Origin of the sequence: Nostoc sp. (assembly GCF_036916655.1) — a bacterium.
Lineage (GTDB): Bacteria > Cyanobacteriota > Cyanobacteriia > Cyanobacteriales > Nostocaceae > Nostoc.
On record NZ_JBALFY010000094.1, the window covers coordinates 1 to 17,988 of the forward strand.

Genomic DNA, 17,988 nt, shown 5'->3' on the forward strand with positions numbered 1-17,988 from the left:
ATGGGGTTGCCGTGAATATCCCACAAGCGCACTGTCAAATCATTGCTGGCACTGACAATCCACTGACCATCAGGGCTAAAGGCGACAGAATTGACTTCTTTTTCGTGTCCCTGCCAAGGTTGACCAATGGGGTTGCCGTGAATATCCCACAAGCGCACTGTCAAATCATTGCTGGCACTGACAATCCACTGACCATCAGGGCTAAAGGCGACAGAATTGACCCAATTCTCATATTTGCGCTGCGATCGCCCGATGACCCGATCTTGTAATATTTGATGTAGCTCCCATAAACGCACAGTGCGATCGCCACCACTGACAATCAGCTTGCCATCGGGGCTAAAGGCTAAGGAATTAACCTCTCCTTCATGTCCCCGCCAAGGTTGAGTAATGGGCTTGCCATTGATATTCCACAAGCGTATTGTGCGATCGCAGCTACCACTAATAATAAACTTGCCATCAGGGCTAAACGCTACAGAATTTATATGTCCTTCATGCCCGTGCCAAGGTTGACCGATGGGATTACCTTGGATGTCCCACAACCGCACTGTAGAATCACTACCACCACTGACAATAAACTTGCCATCGGGGCTAAAGGCGACGCAAATAATTTTCGCCTCATGTTTGTGCCAGGGTTGAGTGATGGTGTTACCTTGTAAATCCCACAAACACACCGTTCCGTCAAAACCAACACTAATAATGCGTACCCCGGAGGGGTTGGCGCAGCCATCGCTATTTGGGCTGAAGGCGACGGAAATAACTCCTTCCTTATGTCCGCGCCAGGGTTGAGCGATCGTGTTACCTTCTAAATCCCACAAACACACTGTACCGTCAAAACCAACACTGACAATGCGTACCCCGGAGGGGTTGTCGTAGCCATCGCTATTTGGGCTGAAGGCGACGGAAATAACTCCTTCCTCATGTCCCTGCCACGGTTGAGTAATGAGATTACCTTGTAGATCCCATAAACACAAAATTCCGTCAATACTGCCACTAACAATAAACTTGCCATCAAGACTAAAGGCTAGACAATTAACCTCTTGCTCGTGCCCCAACAAAAATTGAGCAGTAGGATTACCAATGATATTCCACAAGCACACCGTAGAATCGCTACTGCCACTGGCAATAAACTTGCCATCAGGACTAAAGGCTAGACAATTAATCTCTTGCTCGTGTCCGCGCAAGCTATTTGCCTCTGTAGGTGTGTTCATTGCTTCCTTTAAGCTTCCCAAAACAGGAGCTAGAAGCTGGTTTGGGTATTTCTCTAAATTCTCACCCATTGTTTGAATTGCCAGCACCAAACCCTCTAGCGGTTGGACAGGAAGTAAATTCAAAACCCTGGCGGATTGCTCGCGCAGTTTTAATTCAGTCAGTGCAAGGTTTAACTTTTGAATTTCTTGTTCCTTTTCTCTCGAATGGCGATCGTGCCATCCAACACTAGTATTAATAAATTCATTAGCTTGTTCGCTTAAATAACCAAACGTTTGCTCTTTTAGTTCTTGATAAGTCTTTATCTTCAGAACCCCGTTTGCAATATCTTCTTTTTCCCACAATACATTCAGGGTGTATGCCAGAAGTGGTAAATAATCATTTTGTTGGTGAAAATCATGAATAATTTGTTCAACTAACCCTTGTTCAAAGGTAACGCCATTTTTAGCAGCAGGTTCAGCGATCGCTAACTTTAATTCTGCATCGCTCATTCTAGTGAGTATACGACTATAGCGATCGTGAATCTTCGCAAGTTGGGGATACTCACTAAATTTATCCAAAAAATCAGACCGCATTGCTAAAACAATTTTGACAGAGCTATCCTGCTGCTGGAACTGTTGAAATAGACTAGCAACAAATTTATCGCGTTCCGGCTTTTGAGTTTTCGTAAACAGTTCTTCAAATTGGTCAATAAAAATCAGAACGCACTGATAATCTTGTTTGAGGAATCTGACAACTTTAATTAGGGTATTTTCTCTTGTTTCTCTAGTAATATCCGCTATTTGCGATTTTTTACCATAAGTAGAAGCAAGACACTGGTAAAGAGATTTAAAAGGATTTTTATCTGGGTGAAAACTTATATTAATTAAGGAATTGTTCTTATTTCCCAAATAAGGAATTAACCCAGCCTGAATCAACGATGATTTGCCAGTACTTGATGCTCCTAAAAGCAAGAGTATACTATCTTTTTTTAAGCGATCGCCCAGATTAGCAATCCACTTCTCCCGACCAAAAAAATTGTCTTTATCTTTAATTCTAAAAGTTTTTAATCCTAAGTAGGGCGAGTCTGTTTTAAGTGGATAACAATGAATGTCCTCAAAATTACTGTCAGAAAAAAAGTCGTATTCAGAAATACCTTGGATATTACAGCCAATATTTATATCGCCTTTAGAACTGTTAACCATCTTATCTCCTTACTTATGGACATCTCTGGCTAAATCTTTACCTCAGTTATAGTTCTTCGGCTAATCTTTGTAAGTAACTCAACAAAATTAATTACACATTCTCTTGTAAAGCTTTCCCTGTCACCACCCTATAGGATCACAAGTCGAATTACCCCCCTTGTCAAGGCTACGGTGTACACACAAGTCGTGAAATTCTACCTGACACTTGGTTTCGTCCTCTAGCTTTAGGTTGTATATCATAAGCAATAGAAATCTTCCATCTGCCATTTGCTCTTGCCCTGACAAACCACTGTTCTCGCAAAGCTAGTTCACAGTTTTACAACTGATACGAAGCCGTCAAAGCCACTGCTAAAGCATCCGCAGCATCATCAGGCTTAGGAATCTCATCTAAATCTAACTCCCGCGCCACCGCTTCTTGCACTTCCGACTTATCGGCATTGCCATAGCCTGTTAAAGCTTGTTTAATTTGAGCAGGGGTAAACTCTACGTAGGGAAGACGACGCTGCCCCAACACTAAAATAACTATACCCCGCGCTTGTGCAACCAGGATTGTACTTGACATCCGATAGAAGAATAGTTTCTCGATCGCAACCAAATCTGGTTGAAATTCTTCCATTACGGTGTGTAAGTCATCGAATAAGGTACATAGGCGCTGTCCCATTTCTACATCTGCTGACGTTTTAATTACTCCAAAATCCAGCATATTTACTGTAGTCTCTGGTATTTTATTGGGATTTTGTGTGCAGCTAATTGCTCCAAATCCTAAAATTGCCAATCCTGGATCTAATCCTAAAATTCGTTTTTCCATTAAATTTACTTTTACCAAGCCAGGATATTTTTTACAGTACTTTTCAAGTAATTAAACTACACCACTTCTTGCTCAGTCTCTCAGTTGTGGTCTAAATACCTAAAAAATGCTCTCATTAGGAATACTGGCAATCTTGACCACTTATTCTTAGTCTAATGGGATTGACAAATATAATAGTTTCACACCTATGGTTTTAAACCAAGTGGTGTACGTTTTCTGTTAATTATTGTTTGTAGCACTGCTCCGAATCAGGTATGTCAATTGGTTTTCTGAGACAAGCCCTCAACGCCCTGCAAAAGCAGTCGCGCTCTCGTACTTCCTATCGAGTTAACCAGTGGTTCAAATGGTTATCCCCTGGACTATCGGTAAAACGTTGGTTGTTGATTAGTGTTGGGGGTGTACTGCTGGCAAGTTTGGGGTTAGCTATCTGGATTAAGCTGACTCCAATTTTTTTGATGATTGAGTTGATTAAGAATTTCCTGGGAGTAATCACTAACATCTTACCCAACTATATCAGTGGCCCTTTGGTATTGCTCGGTGGTCTGCTGTTAGTGCTTTGGGGACAAACTCGGACTGTCGGCTCAATTACTAAGGTACTGAGAGCAGAAGGCGGAGAAGAACTCATTGATGTCTTGATGGCTCATCGTCGATTGTACCGAGGCCCAAAAATAGTGGTAATTGGTGGTGGTACGGGACTTTCTACATTGTTGAGGGGGTTGAAAACCTACAGCGCTAATATTACTGCAATTGTCACTGTCGCCGATGATGGTGGATCTTCTGGACGGTTGCGCCAAGAATTTGGAGTGCTACCACCGGGGGATATTCGCAATTGTTTGGCTGCACTAGCTGATGAAGAAAAGTTATTGACAGAATTGTTTCAATACCGTTTTCGGGCTGGAGATGGGTTAACGGGTCACAGTTTTGGCAATTTGTTTTTAACGGCTATGAGTGATATTACTGGAGATTTAGAACAAGCAGTTGCAGCTAGTTCTAAAGTGCTAGCGGTGCGGGGACAAGTACTACCAGCAACTCTCAGTGATGTTCGCCTCTGGGCAGAATTAGCCGATGGCCGCCGTATTGATGGGGAGTCTAGCATTCCCAAAGCTGGGGGTAAAATTGTCAAAATTGGCTGCATTCCGGCTAATCCTCCGGCAGTGCCAGCAGCAATTAAGGCACTTAAAGAAGCTGATTACATTATTATTGGTCCAGGTAGCCTTTATACAAGTTTGATTCCTAATTTATTAGTACCAGAAATTGCCGATGCGATCGCTCAAACAGATGCCCCCCGTATTTATATCTGCAATATAATGACTCAACCAGGAGAAACTGAAGGTTACACTGTTGCCGACCACATCAGAGCAATTGATGCTGCTTGTGGGGAAAGACGGTTATTCGATGCTGTCCTAATACACAAAAAATCCCCTTCAGAGCAATCACTCATTCGTTACGCCCAACAAAACTCCCATCCCGTTTTTCTAGATAGAGAAGCCGTAACTCAGCTAGGGCGAAGAATTGTTCCAGCTAATGTTTTATATGAAGATGAAACAGGTTTTGTACGTCACAATCCGCAGAAACTAGCACGAGTGTTATTGCGGTGGTACGGTAGAGGTCAGCCCCTTCGGGGAATTCAAAATTCAAAACTCAAAATTAAGGAAGATGACCAATGATTAATGACTAATGACTAAATTATGAAAATTTTTCTTGCAGATGCAGAAGCGACGCTACGCTTAGGTATTACTCTTGGTGAATCCTTGACCCCCGCCAGTGTAATTTTACTAGAAGGTGATTTAGGGGCTGGCAAAACTACCCTAGTTCAAGGTATTGGCAAAGGTTTGGGAATTGTTGAACCTATTGTCAGTCCCACTTTCACACTGATTAATGAGTACACAGAAGGACGCCTCCCCCTTTACCACCTGGATTTATATCGCTTAGAACCACAAGAAGTTGCAGCCCTGAATTTAGAAAGTTACTGGGAAGGTGTTGAATTTATATCAGGAATTGTGGCAATTGAATGGGCTGAACGATTACCCTACAAGCCAGATAGTTATCTGAGTGTGAGTTTGACCTATGGAGATGAGGCTACTCGTCAAGTCGAACTCGTACCATTCAATTATGATATTAGCAAAGTCATTACTGTGATTTAAGCTTATCCCTCTTCTGTCACTCTCCGGGAGGGCGATCGCTAGAAGCCTGATGAGGCAATCAATACAAGCTATACTATTAGAAAAAAATTGGTCTTGTATTTGTTATTAGAAAAGAATCGCGCGATCGCTTGCTATACAAAAGCTCTAGAATCCAGAAATGGCAAATGTTTTCGGAGAGTGACAAAAGAGGGTTATAGCGGTTCTCATTCACGTGAGGTACACCTGTAGGGGCAATTCATGTAGACGCAAAGCGGCTTACCGCAGAGTACATTGGTGTCAACTTAACGTGAAAGCAAGTCTAGAACTAGCTTTTAGGGAACTCCAAGAAATAAATTATTCATTCAACATTGTGGGGTGGGCATCTTGCCCGTCCAGTCCATAGGGTGTCAACTTAACGCGAAACCGCTTGTCCGCCGGGAATTGAAATTCCCGTCTCATCGCTAAAGTCATCTGAAGATGACTAAATATCGCCAAAAATCTCCAGTCTACTGAAGTAGACTTAAGCTATTAGCCCGAAAATTTATTTCCGGGCGGGTATGGAAGTTAACAGATAAGCTATTTCCAGCTAAAGTTGACACCAATGGCGAGACGCCCACCCCACAAGAGTTAATTGAATATTTTTTTATTTGGAAGTCCCTTATAAAAAATTTCTGCAAATAGTCGAGAGTGAAATTTACACTCCTCCTATCTGCCACTACCACGTTCACCACTGTCAGTTACTAACATTGTTATCTCAACTAAAAAATCTCAAATTGACTTTTCTTGAATCCAAAATTGGCACTCAGCAAAACTGACGCCAGTTACTATAAGTTTGGAAAAGTTTGTAACGCACTGGCTCTCTTTCAAAAGGGAGACTACTTTTCCCTTCATAACCTTAAAAAGGGAGTCAATCTAAGCTGAAGTATCTTATCTGAATAGTATTGAACCTACAGGATTCTTAACTGAACGAGATATATATTCAGGATTTAGCATCTAATAGCTTTATTGCTGTAATAAGCAGTTCAAAGCTAATTTAGATGGGTGTACGAATCAAGCAAGCGTAAATAAACTGTTGTTGGGATAAATGAGAGTTTTTACAGAATTTAGTCAGTTTTGCTGAACCAGATTAGTTCCTGACTGTCATTACAAGAAGCAATCTGAATTCATTTAGCAACGAAATCTAGTAGAGAAAAATTAAACAATAATCAAGTTCTGTATACATCGCTTAAATTTCCTTACATTTAGTATTCCCAAGTTAAGTTCACAATCTATACATAAAAGATACTAATTTTTATTTTTTTAAATTAGATTTAATACTTATAACTAGCAATAAATTATTATATTCACATCTGTAATTAGCACTGATATCAAGAAAATATTAACTAAAACATCTCGTATTTCTACAGAAATTATCGTAGAAATACGAGATGTTTTATCCTAAATTAATTGAAGTTTATATACCTACGTGGATGCACTGTAGTCTGTCAAGTTGAAATTATTGATGGTCAACAAGTTTGTAGTAATGACTTGACTACGAAACCTCAAAGCCAGCTTGACAAAGTACTAGTTATCTCTAATGAAAGAGGCGATCGCCTTTTTGATCGGATAACCAGAGTCGTCTCTGGTATAGTACGTAAGACCTCGATCGATGAATGCAGAGGTGGTATCTATTAACTGCTGAAGAATCTCGGAATTAGTATTATCTATTTCTTCAGTTACTTTTTCTCCTGTAAATCGGTTTGTTCGATCTTCTGGAGGTAATACAATACGAGGATCTCTATAAGTCTCTTTCGGTTTAGGTTTAAATGTTTCATTTAAATCAAACTGAAGACGTAAATAACGTTTAGAATCATATCCACCCATAATTTGTCGGCAAATCGTACTACCAATCTCAGATGTAGGTTCCATAAAGATGTTAGTAAGATTTTTTACCCAGTCTAAACCTCTCCAGTTTTTTATTTGCTCATATTGATATGGTTCACCAGTTTGGCCAGTGCCAATAGAAAGGATAGAAATATCTTCCAATCGGAGATTATCCAGTTTATATTGTTCCTTGATTTCTTGAGGGACTGAAGACTGACTGACCCTCATAACTAGACTCAAAGCGGCCAGAGAAGGGTTATTAGCAGAAACTCCTCCGTCAATGTGTGGGAATTCCCAATCACCAAATTTTTGTTTATCTACAGGTTCTAATTTATATGGTGGGAAAAAAGTGGGTGCTGAAGCAGAAGCGGTACATATTTCCCATAAATAACAGTCGTCGTACCATCGATCTCCTAAGTCGGGATGACAATTTGTAAAAAAGGTTGTGTTGCGATATAGGGTATCGTAAGCAAGAATCAAAATAATGGGTTTTTCAATATCTTTGATTCTTTTATAATTATATGCATCTTTGAGGACATTAGTAATTCCCTCATGAGAATATTTCGATGCTGAAAAGACCTCAAGAATTGATCTGATGATAGATGGAAAGTTTTTATAGCGCTCTTTTCTATCCACTGGAAATATATCTTTACCCCGTTCTCTATACAGTTGAATTAGTTCATCACTCGTCTTTCCGACAGCAATTCCTCCTGTTAGTATTGAACCAGTAGAAGTGCCAGCAATCAGGTCAAAATATTCGTGTAAAAACTCTCCTTTACCCTGATTTCTAATTTCTTGTTCTACTTGTTGAAGGATTCGTGCTGCAACGATTCCGCGAACACCACCGCCGTCTAAAGTCAAAATTCTGAAGGACATAGCAATTCTCCTTGATTATTTCTATGGTTATGTTTCCGGGCATAGTTTCTGGGGAATACATTACCTGGATTAAATGAGATTAATTGCAAGACAATCTCATTTTGTTTACTTCTATCCGACTGAAAGAATACCTAAGCTTTTTTACGAACCGCTAAGGACGCCAAGCAGGGGAAAGAAAAATAGGTAATCTTAAATAGTGGAAAGAAAGTAATTATTGAAGATTTGACTTGAAACACTTATAAATAAATTCAGTGTTTCAAGTTGCAATTTTTGATGCAGGGACAAGTCAATACCCTTTGGTTAAAAGGGTAAAGGGGGAAAACAAGGATTTTCGCCTTTTGGTTTTAACCAAACCGCATTGGTTTAGTCTTGACTCTGGATAGATGAAAATCTTGCCAGTTCAAGTATGGCTTTGATGTAAAATTATTTGTCTACTACGTAAGCTTAAATAAATATTTGCTATAAGAAAGTTAAAGCTTGACCCCGCACTTGCGTATTTACCTGGCCTTTGTCATAAACTATTTCACCGCCGACAATGGTGGTTTTAGCCCAACCAGTAAGGTTCCAGCCTTCAAAAGGACTCCAATGGCATTTGGTTAAAAGTTCTTCGCGCCGCACTGGGCGGTATGTGTTTAAATCTACAAGTACTAAATCGGCATCGTAACCAGGTGCGATCGCTCCCTTATTAGGAATACCATAAGCCACAGCTACAGCTTTAGACATCCAGTTCACAACTTGGGCTACAGTACACTTTCCTTGCATCGCCGCAGTTAACATCAAAGCGAGGGAAGTTTCTACCCCAGGCATTCCTGAAGGAGTATTAGGATATTCTTGGGCTTTTTCTTCTAAGGTGTGCGGTGCGTGATCTGTGGCGATGAAATCAATCACGCCATCGCGCAAAGCTTGCCAGAGAACTTCGTTATCGTGGGGCGATCGCAAAGGTGGATTCATTTGTGCTAATGTACCAATCTCCTTATAGGCGCTAGTATTCAACAACAAATGTTGTGGTGTTACCTCAGCTGTCACCCAGCTTGGTTTCTCCTGACGCAGCAAATCTGCTTCCAGTGCCGTTGACAGATGGAGAATATGCAGCCGACGTTGATATTTTTGAGAAAGTTTTAATGCGAGTTGGGTTGCCAGCAACGCCGCTTGATCGTCTTGAATTTGCGAGTGAACGGCTGGATCGTGAATGTTGGCAAATTCTTGGCGGCGTTGGTTAATTCTAGCTTGGTCTTCGGCATGAACAGCAATCAAGCGAGCCTGCTTCGCAGGAGCTTCGCTAACGCCTTTCGCAAATATCGCCTCTAATGCTGCTTCACCATCAATTAGCAACTGACCATGCATCGACCCCATGAAAATCTTAATTCCCGGTGTTGGCTTTGCTAAAAGCAAATCTGGTAGATTCTCTGCTGTTGCCCCAATAAAAAAGCCATAATTAACCAAAGACTTCTGTGAGGCACGTTCTAGCTTGTCGTCTAAAGCCTGCTGTGTGGTTGTCAGAGGGCGCGTATTGGGCATTTCCAAAAAGGAAGTAACTCCCCCTTTCGCACAGGCACAACTGGCGGTAAATAAATCTTCCTTGTGTTCTAGTCCAGGTTCCCGGAAATGTACCTGCGGATCGATAACTCCTGGCAACAAAGTTAAGCCTTCTGCGTCAACTTCAGTGACTAGTGTCGTTTGGGGTATTTCTGGCGCAACTTCGACTATTTGGCGATCGCGCGTCAACACATCCCCAACCATCAGTTCACCATTGGGTAAGATGATGCGAGCGCGGCGAATTAGTAAACTTTTTGGAGATGACATAATGATAACCAAGTTTAGACAGGAGGCTATGTATTACACAGAACCATGCTTTTAGGTTAAACTTATTCGCGATCGCAGTCACAAATTTTTGCCGCGCTTTAAAAAAAAGTTTATTTTTAACAAGAGAGGCAGCAAGGGTTTAATTCCACAAAATCTCCCATTTAGTGGGCTGGAATTAGATTTAGATAGGGTTGAACATGAGAGCGTCTCATCTAGAAGCCTCATCTAAATTCAAACCTCCTACCTCCTTCAAAATCTAAAATTGGTAGTCAAGATGTAAATATACTAGGAAATTAAAAATTTCCCGTTAAGATTAACAGATAAAGTCTCACTAGGCGAGTTAATTACCTACATCTTTTGTTAAGTTAAGTAATTTCATGCATAATCAAGTGTCTGATAACAACTCTAGTCAACAACCTGATAATTCCTGGATCGCAGAGCTAGGTAGAACAATTGTATTGAGCATTGTTCTAGCTCTGGGAATTCGTACCTTTGTTGCAGAAGCACGCTGGATTCCTTCTGGCTCAATGGAACCGACTCTGCATGGTACACCAAACCAGTGGGAAGCAGACAAAATTATTGTCGATAAGTTGAAGTATAAATTTGCTGACCCGCAACGGGGCGACATAGTAGTATTTTCACCGACAAAAGAGCTACAAAAAGAACAATATCAAGATGCTTTTATTAAACGTATAATAGCCTTACCTGGAGAAAAAATACAACTTAAGGATGGCAAAGTTTATATCAACAGCAAACCTCTCCCAGAAGCAAATTACCTCAGTTCTGGACAAACCACAGTTATTGATGTTTGCCAATCAGGGCCACAGCCGCCTTTTTTAGCAAAACCCCAGACCATACCAGCTGATTCATATTTAGTATTAGGTGATAATCGTAACAGTAGTTACGACGGCCGTTGTTGGGGTCTTGTCCCCCGCCAGAACATTATTGGACGTGCTGTAGTTCGCTTCTGGCCTCTAAATCATGTTGGCGGAATCGATAAATCGCCAGTATATCCATAATTAAGAATTCAGAAGTCAGAATTCAGAATTCAGAATTCTGACACCAATTTTTAATCCCAAATCCAAATTGCGCTGGAAGCGCAACAAAAATGTGACCTAAAATCTAAAATTGCTATGACACCTTACCTAGCAAAAGTTTTATTGTATCCAGTTAAGTCATTAGATGGTGTTGAAGTTGAGAACGCTAGAGTTCTTGCTAGTGGGGCACTACAGTATGATCGAGAGTTTGCCATTGTTGACGAACAGGGTAGATTTGTCAATGGCAAGCGTCATCCTAAAATTCTTTTACTAAGGGCACAATTTGCACTATTAGATAGAACTATCTCGTTGCAAATCCCAGGTGGCGACTCGCTACAAACTTTTCATCTGGATGAAGAACGGCAAGCATTAGAAGCAACTTTGAGTGATTTTTTTGAGTTTTCTGTCACATTGAGACAAAACTCTCTGATGGGTTTTCCTGACGATACAAACTCACTTGGCCCAACGGTAATTAGTACCGCAACGTTGACAGAGGTTGCTTCTTGGTTTTCCGGTTTAAGTGTAGATGAAATGCGCCGTCGGATGCGTGCCAATATCGAGATTAGCGGTATATCAGCATTTTGGGAAGATCGGCTATTTAGTGAACCAGGTGATTTAGTCTCCTTTCGAGTGGGAGATGTAGACTTTTTTGGGGTTAACCCGTGTCAGCGTTGTACAGTTCCAACACGCGATTCGTTCTTAGGGGAAGCTTACCCAAACTTTCAAAAAATCTTTGCAACCCAACGACAAGCAACTCTGCCAAATTGGGTTTCTCCAACGCCTTTTAAGCACTTTTACAGCTTGAGTGTCAACACCCAATTACCCCCGTCGTCAGCCGGAAAAATTTTACAAATTGGTGACGAGGTTGACATACTTCCACAACAAAGTTAACATTTCTTAAAAATAGAAAATACAAAGTAAATTTTTTTGGATTTTTTTGTTTTTACTGTGTATTTGCATGACAATTTTAAAATTGTTGTAGTAAAAGATAAATTTTTCAGAAGCCTAGAGGTTTTGATACCGGAAGATCAAGACATCAGCAATTAAAAATTCAATTTAGGATTGGGTGCTAATGGCGACCTGAATTTTAGAATGGCATACTGGAATCGGTTAAATCTCAGCTTATCTGAGAACATCTGTTGACACATTGCCAGATAAAAATGAATTCAGGCGCGATCGCGTACCCGAACAGCCTTGGCAGTCGCAAAGTTTGAAAATTAGGCGTTGGAGGAACTCAGCTAGTTAAGCAAGTATAAAAATGTAGTTTTTTATACTTGTAATTTTTGAAGTATACTGTAGAGAAAGTGATAGTACGCCGTAATTATGCTGATACACGATGTAGCTGATATGGCAGAACAGCCCTAAATATGCTAGGGAAGAATTAAACAACAATGTTATCCAAACTTCAGCCCGTCAAATCTATTAATTATTTAGTTGGCAAAGTTTATGCCAAAATGCCCCTACGATATGTTCTGATTGTGCCCTTTATACTACAAATTTGTGGGGCGGTGGGACTTGTAGGTTATCTTTCGTATCAAAACGGTCAAAAAGCCGTAAATGAGCTTGCGACTCAATTAGAAAATGAAATCTGCGATCGCATTGAACAGCATCTTGATCGCTATTTAACAACCCCGAAGCAAATCAATCAAATCAACTTAGATGCAGTTGAGCTAGGTTTGCTGAACCTTTCGGACTTTAAAACCACCGGCAATTACTTTTGGAAACAAATGCAGGTTTTCAATGTTGGCTACAACAGTTTTGCCAATCCCAAAGGTGAATTTATCGGTGTTGAACGTCTAGATAATGGCAAGCTCTTGATTAATGAAGTTAGCCAAAAGAATGGTATAGGCAAACTTTATATTTATCCTACAGACAAGCAAGGAAATCGTCGCCATTTGCAGCAAGTCAAAAATTACGATCCTCGCCTGGAAGCTTGGTATGCAGATCCAGTCAAGAGCGGCAAACGAGTTTGGAGTCAAATTTATCAATGGGAAGATAAACCAGAAATTTTATCCATATCTTCCAGCTATCCTGTTTACGATAAAAATCGCAAATTTGTTGGGGTGATTAGTGTTGATTTACTCTTATCACAAATCGGCAAATTTTTAGCAAACTTAAAAATCAAAGAGTCGGGTAAAACTTTTATTTTAGAGCGTTCTGGGTATATAGTAGCTTCTTCTACAAGCGAGCCACCATATACCATCGTTAATGGTAAAGGAAAACGTCTATCAGCATTAAATAGTCAAAATTCTTTAATTAAACTTACAACACAGTCTTTAATTAAACGTTTTGGCAATCTGGGGTTTATTGGGGGAAAGCACCAGCTAAGTTTTATCGCCGATGGTATGCGTTATTTTGTGCAGGTAAAAAGCTGGAAGGATGAACTGGGTTTAGATTGGCTAATTGTGGCGGTGATTCCCGAAGGCGAATTTATGCAGGAAATTAACGCTAACACCCGCATTACTATTTTGCTGTCCATAGTTGCTTTTTTAGTAGCGACAAGAATTGGGATTTTGACTGCTCGGTGGGTAATTAAACCGATTTTACAATTAAATGCATCAGCGAAGAAAATTGCTCAAGGTGAATGGGAGCAAACACCAGAAATTCAGCGTTCCGATGAACTGGGAGAACTAGCAAAGTCATTTGAAACTATGGCAAAGCAACTCCAAGCATCTTTTAGTGCTTTGTCAGCAAAGAATGCCGAGATGCAGGTTTTAAATGAAGCTCTATGTCACAGTCAAAGTCGGCTCACTCAATTTTTAGAAGCCATGCCGGTAGGTGTATTTATCATAGATGCTGAAGGTAAACCTTATTATACAAATCAAATTGGGCAGCAAATTCTTGGTCAAGGAACGATCGCAGAAGTTAGCGCCGAACAATTATCAGAGGTATATCAAACTTACCTTGCTGGGACAGATCAACTTTACCCCAACGAGCGCATACCGCTTTTGAGAGCATTGCTTGGGGAAAGTATCAGAGTTGATGATATGGAAATTCGCTATGGTGACAAGATTACTCCTATTGAAGCTTTAGGAAAGCCAATTTATGATGAATCGGGGAATCTAGCTTTTGCGATCGCTACATTTTTTGATATCACTGAACGCAAGCAAACAGAAAAATTATTAGCAGAATACAATCGCAACTTAGAGGCTCAAGTCAAAAAACGCACTGAAGAGTTTCAACAAGTGATTGAGCAACTACAAACCACCCAAGAAGAACTGATTGAATCGCAAAAAATCGCTGCACAAGAGCAACAAGCCGCTGTTCGCGAAGCCGCACGAAGCGCCGCCGCCAACCTTGCCAAAAGTGAATTTTTGGCTAACATGAGCCACGAACTGCGTACCCCACTCAACGCCATTCTGGGTTTTACCCAAGTTATGAGCCGAGATTATTCACTATCTGGCGAACATCAAGAAAACTTAGCAATTATTAACCGGGCTGGCGAACATCTACTCAACTTAATTAACGAAATTCTAGAAATGTCCAAAATCGAAGCTGGCAGAATCACATTAAATCGCAGCAGCTTTGACTTAATTCATCTGTTAAAGAACTTAGAAGAAATGTTGCACTTGCGTGCTGCATCTAAAAATTTAGAATTACTGTTTAAATATACACAAGATATTCCTAAGTACATAGAAACAGATGAAAATAAACTGTGTCAAGTCTTGATCAATCTCTTAGGAAATGCCATCAAATTTACTGATTCGGGGAGCGTGACATTAAGTGTGAGACTGGGGGCTGGGGACTGGGGACTGGGGATTAGGGAGTTGGGAGTGGGGAATAGGAAGCAGGAAGCAGGGGTAGAGGAATTAATAACCAATCCCCAATTCCCAATTCCTAGTCCCCAATCCCCACTCCCTACTCCCCACTCCCTAATCTTCGAGATCCAAGATACTGGCTGTGGTATTGCACCCCAAGAAATTGACTTGTTGTTTGAGGCTTTTGAGCAAACTGAAATCGGCAGAAAATCGCAACAAGGGACGGGATTAGGTTTGGCAATTAGCCGCAAATATGTACAACTGATGGGGGGAGATATTACGGTCAGCAGTATACCTGGTGTCGGTAGTACATTTGCCTTTAATATTCAGATTGCTCTCACTTGTCCTAGAGAAATTCCGACAAATCAAATTAAATCCAAAATTATAGCTTTAACCCTTAGTGAGAAAGCATACCGTATCTTAGTAGTTGATGACTCCAAAGAAAGCCGTTTGCTGCTAGTTAAAATTCTCACATCTCTAGGCTTTGAAGTCCGGGAAGCTACAGATGGTTGTGAAGCGATCGCAAATTGGGAATCTTGGCAACCACACTTGATTTTTATGGATATGCGAATGCCTGTTATGGACGGTTATGAAGCCACAAGAATAATTAAAGCTAGAGAAATTGGGCATGGGGCAGCCAATAAGTTGCGGAGGTTCCCAAAATTCAAACAGCTGGCATCATCGGGAACCCATTACCTGACGGGAGGGTTAACCGATTCAGCTAACTCTGAGACAATCAAAGTTGTACGCAAAGCTTCTCCCGTAGGCGAAGCAACTGGTGTATCCACGTTCGCAAAGTTGATGCCAACAGCCTTGGCTTCTCCTTACAACTTCTCGGAAGCAACGCCAAATCGCCCCAATACACACACGATCGTTATTGCCTTAACTGCTAGCGCCTTTGAAGAAGAACGACAGAAAATTTTATCCATTGGCTGCGACGATTTTATTCGCAAGCCATTCACACAGGAAGTATTATTGGAAAAACTGAGCCAACATCTGGGTTTAAAATATACCAACCAAGTAGAAACCACAAACACTGTTTTTGTGGATCAATCTACACAGGTGTTTGTCAGTGCTGCCGAACTCCTGAGACATTTATCACAAATGTCACCTGAGTGGCTCCAACAGATCCACTACGCCGCAGCCAGCTGTAGCGATGAACTGATTTTAGAGTTACTTAAGCAAATTCCATCAGATAATGGTCAAGTTTTCCAAGTTCTTAAGGATTTAGCAAATAACTACCAGTTTGAGAAAATCATGGAATTGACTAGAACCAACGTAGAATGAATTACGAGCATTTAGACCCTAATAAAAAAGATATTTTGATCATTGATGATATGGCGGATAACCTCCGAGTTTTATCCTCCATATTGACAAGGGAAGGGTATAACGTTCGTAAAGCCTTAAACTGGCAAATGGCACTGACAGCAACGCAAACAGTATTACCGGATTTGATTCTACTCGATATTATGATGCCAGAAGTAGATGGCTATGAAATTTGTCAGACCTTTAAAGCTTGGGAACTAACAGCCGATATTCCGGTGATTTTTATTAGCGCTTTAGATGATGTTTTTGATAAAGTTAAAGCCTTTAAGGTGGGTGGTGTAGACTACATTACCAAACCTTTTGAGTTTCAAGAAGTTTTAGTACGCGTGCAAAATCAACTGGCATTGAGATCGGCGCGATTAGAAATATTGAAACTAAATGTCGAACTAGAAGATCGGGTAAAAGAGCGGACTAGTGAGCTAGAAAAAACTCTCCAAAAACTTCAACAAGAAATCCATTCCCGCCAGAAATTGCAAAGTCAATTGCTAGATATAGCATTGCATGATTCCCTGACTGGATTACCAAACCGAGTTTTATTTATTCGGCGACTAGAAAATGCTCTGAATCGGGCGAAGCAAGAATCTAGTTATCAGTTTGCAGTGCTTTTTTTAGACTGCGATCGCTTCAAAGTTGTCAATGATTCTCTTGGTCATTTGGTAGGAGATGAATTGCTGATAAACATCGCCCGCCGCCTGCAAGCATGTTTGATTCCTATTGATACTCTAGCACGATTGGGTGGTGACGAATTTGGCATCCTCCTAGAAAATATCACAGATATCAATATAGCAATCCAAGTTGCCGAACAGATTTTACAACAGCTATCCCTTGCTTTTAAACTGTCAAGATATGAAGTATTTATGAATGCCAGTATTGGCATTAGTTGGGGTAATAAAAATTACGAGCGCCCAGAGTATTTATTGCGAGATGCTGATACGGCAATGTATCGGGCTAAGGCTCAAGGAAGAGGTAAATATCACGTCTTCAATCCAGCAATGCATCAGGAAGCTATTCAGCTTTTAGAGTTAGAAAATGACTTGCGAAGGGCTGTGGAAAGGCAAGAATTCCTCGTTTATTATCAGCCAATTGTTTCTTTGAATACAGGTATGATTTCTGGATTTGAAGCCTTGGTGCGCTGGCGACATCCGATTCGTGGTTTAGTTTCTCCCACAGAATTTATTCCTGTGGCTGAAGAAACGGGTTTGATTAATGCTATTAATACTTGGGTATTACAATCAGCTTGTCATCAATTAAGCATCTGGCAACATTTTCCAGTGACACCAGAACCTCTAACTATGAGTGTCAATTTGAGTGCTAGATTATTTTTACAGCCGAATTTTGTACAAAAAATTGACCGAATAATTTATGAAAATAAAATAAATCCGGCATATTTGGAATTAGAAATTACCGAAAGTGTAATTATGGAAAATAGCCATGCAATTAAACTAATTCTGCAACAACTCAAGCAGCGAAAAATTAAGTTAATTATGGATGACTTTGGTACAGGATATTCATCTCTAAGTTACCTACACAGCTTTCCTTTTAATGCACTTAAAATCGATCAATCTTTCGTCAAACGTATGCAGGAGAATAAAGAAAATATGGGGTTAGTACCAGCAATGATTGGTATTGCTAACTCAATGGGGATGAGTGCGATCGCAGAAGGTGTCGAAACAGAAGAACAGTTAGCACAATTGAGAACTTTAAATTGTAATTTTGCTCAAGGATATCTATTTTCTCAACCCATAGAACAACAATTAGTTCTGAAGTTGCTCGCCGCAGCGCCTCAATGGTAACTATTAAATGAGAAGGTAGGAGGGAAACTCCATAAGTAAATTTAAGGATTTAAAACAAGTACACCTTGTCTTAAAAAGTTCCTCCCCTTAGATAAAGCTCATAACTGGTTAATAGCTTTTATATTCAGCAAAACTCTCTAGCCACCGGGGGAGTTAAACTATAAATATAAGTATTTAGGTGAAATTGATCAGCAAATTTTAGGGTGATTTC

General features: G+C 40.4%; 11 protein-coding genes. 6 read left to right on the forward strand and 5 right to left on the reverse strand.

The genetic code is table 11. The features are described 5' to 3' along the window. On the reverse strand, positions 1 to 2,390 hold a 2,390-nt coding region (locus V7L31_RS25500; RefSeq protein WP_334698851.1), incomplete at its 3' end, for a WD40 repeat domain-containing protein. A gap of 316 nt (positions 2,391 to 2,706) precedes the next feature. Beyond that, positions 2,707 to 3,198: a crossover junction endodeoxyribonuclease RuvC gene (gene ruvC / locus V7L31_RS25505; RefSeq protein ID WP_292852093.1), complete on the reverse strand. Its 492-nt coding sequence runs from the start codon at positions 3,196 to 3,198 to the stop codon at positions 2,707 to 2,709. A gap of 254 nt (positions 3,199 to 3,452) precedes the next feature. Here ruvC and V7L31_RS25510 point away from each other — a divergent pair, with 254 nt between their 5' ends. Both V7L31_RS25510 and tsaE read left to right on the forward strand, forming a co-directional pair. Next, the gene (locus tag V7L31_RS25510; RefSeq protein WP_334698852.1) at positions 3,453 to 4,865 is read left to right on the forward strand and encodes a gluconeogenesis factor YvcK family protein; all 1,413 of its coding nucleotides are present in this window, start codon (positions 3,453 to 3,455) and stop codon (positions 4,863 to 4,865) included. A gap of 21 nt (positions 4,866 to 4,886) precedes the next feature. Next, positions 4,887 to 5,342 (forward strand): tRNA (adenosine(37)-N6)-threonylcarbamoyltransferase complex ATPase subunit type 1 TsaE, encoded by a 456-nt coding sequence (gene tsaE / locus V7L31_RS25515; RefSeq protein ID WP_334698853.1) that lies wholly within the window; start codon positions 4,887 to 4,889, stop codon positions 5,340 to 5,342. Positions 5,343 to 5,675: 333 nt separating this feature from the next. Here tsaE and V7L31_RS25520 read toward each other — a convergent pair whose 3' ends face one another. The 3 genes from V7L31_RS25520 to V7L31_RS25530 form a co-directional block, all read right to left on the reverse strand. Then, positions 5,676 to 5,816 (reverse strand): hypothetical protein, encoded by a 141-nt coding sequence (locus tag V7L31_RS25520; RefSeq protein WP_334698854.1) that lies wholly within the window; start codon positions 5,814 to 5,816, stop codon positions 5,676 to 5,678. A 1,068-nt stretch (positions 5,817 to 6,884) separates the two neighbouring features. Further along, on the reverse strand, positions 6,885 to 8,060 hold the full coding sequence (locus V7L31_RS25525) for a patatin-like phospholipase family protein (protein WP_334698855.1): 1,176 nt from the start codon (positions 8,058 to 8,060) through the stop codon (positions 6,885 to 6,887). 459 nt (positions 8,061 to 8,519) lie between these two features. After that, positions 8,520 to 9,863 carry a dihydroorotase gene (locus tag V7L31_RS25530; protein ID WP_334698856.1) on the reverse strand — a complete coding sequence of 448 codons (1,344 nt, stop codon included), beginning with the start codon at positions 9,861 to 9,863 and terminating at the stop codon, positions 8,520 to 8,522. 377 nt (positions 9,864 to 10,240) lie between these two features. Between V7L31_RS25530 and lepB the strand changes: the two genes are divergently transcribed. The 4 genes from lepB to V7L31_RS25550 all read left to right on the forward strand — a co-directional run bounded on the left by lepB (position 10,241) and on the right by V7L31_RS25550 (position 17,777). Continuing rightward, a complete protein-coding gene (gene lepB, locus V7L31_RS25535; protein ID WP_334698857.1) occupies positions 10,241 to 10,882 on the forward strand; it encodes a signal peptidase I in 642 nt (213 codons plus the stop codon). A 114-nt stretch (positions 10,883 to 10,996) separates the two neighbouring features. Further along, a complete protein-coding gene (locus tag V7L31_RS25540) occupies positions 10,997 to 11,791 on the forward strand; it encodes an MOSC domain-containing protein (protein ID WP_334698858.1) in 795 nt (264 codons plus the stop codon). A gap of 500 nt (positions 11,792 to 12,291) precedes the next feature. Continuing rightward, positions 12,292 to 15,945: an ATP-binding protein gene (locus tag V7L31_RS25545; RefSeq protein ID WP_334698859.1), complete on the forward strand. Its 3,654-nt coding sequence runs from the start codon at positions 12,292 to 12,294 to the stop codon at positions 15,943 to 15,945. Next, positions 15,942 to 17,777 (forward strand): two-component system response regulator, encoded by a 1,836-nt coding sequence (locus tag V7L31_RS25550; RefSeq protein WP_334698860.1) that lies wholly within the window; start codon positions 15,942 to 15,944, stop codon positions 17,775 to 17,777. Before V7L31_RS25545 ends, V7L31_RS25550 begins: the two co-directional genes overlap by 4 nt. Positions 17,778 to 17,988 lie beyond the last annotated feature (211 nt).

Coding starts and splice junctions, on each gene's coding strand:
- ruvC (WP_292852093.1), bottom strand. CDS start 3,198: ATGGAAAAACGAATTTTAGGATTAGATCCAGGATTGGCAATTTTAGGA.
- V7L31_RS25510 (WP_334698852.1), top strand. CDS start 3,453: ATGTCAATTGGTTTTCTGAGACAAGCCCTCAACGCCCTGCAAAAGCAG.
- tsaE (WP_334698853.1), top strand. CDS start 4,887: ATGAAAATTTTTCTTGCAGATGCAGAAGCGACGCTACGCTTAGGTATT.
- V7L31_RS25525 (WP_334698855.1), bottom strand. CDS start 8,060: ATGTCCTTCAGAATTTTGACTTTAGACGGCGGTGGTGTTCGCGGAATC.
- V7L31_RS25530 (WP_334698856.1), bottom strand. CDS start 9,863: ATGTCATCTCCAAAAAGTTTACTAATTCGCCGCGCTCGCATCATCTTA.
- lepB (WP_334698857.1), top strand. CDS start 10,241: ATGCATAATCAAGTGTCTGATAACAACTCTAGTCAACAACCTGATAAT.
- V7L31_RS25540 (WP_334698858.1), top strand. CDS start 10,997: ATGACACCTTACCTAGCAAAAGTTTTATTGTATCCAGTTAAGTCATTA.
- V7L31_RS25545 (WP_334698859.1), top strand. CDS start 12,292: ATGTTATCCAAACTTCAGCCCGTCAAATCTATTAATTATTTAGTTGGC.
- V7L31_RS25550 (WP_334698860.1), top strand. CDS start 15,942: ATGAATTACGAGCATTTAGACCCTAATAAAAAAGATATTTTGATCATT.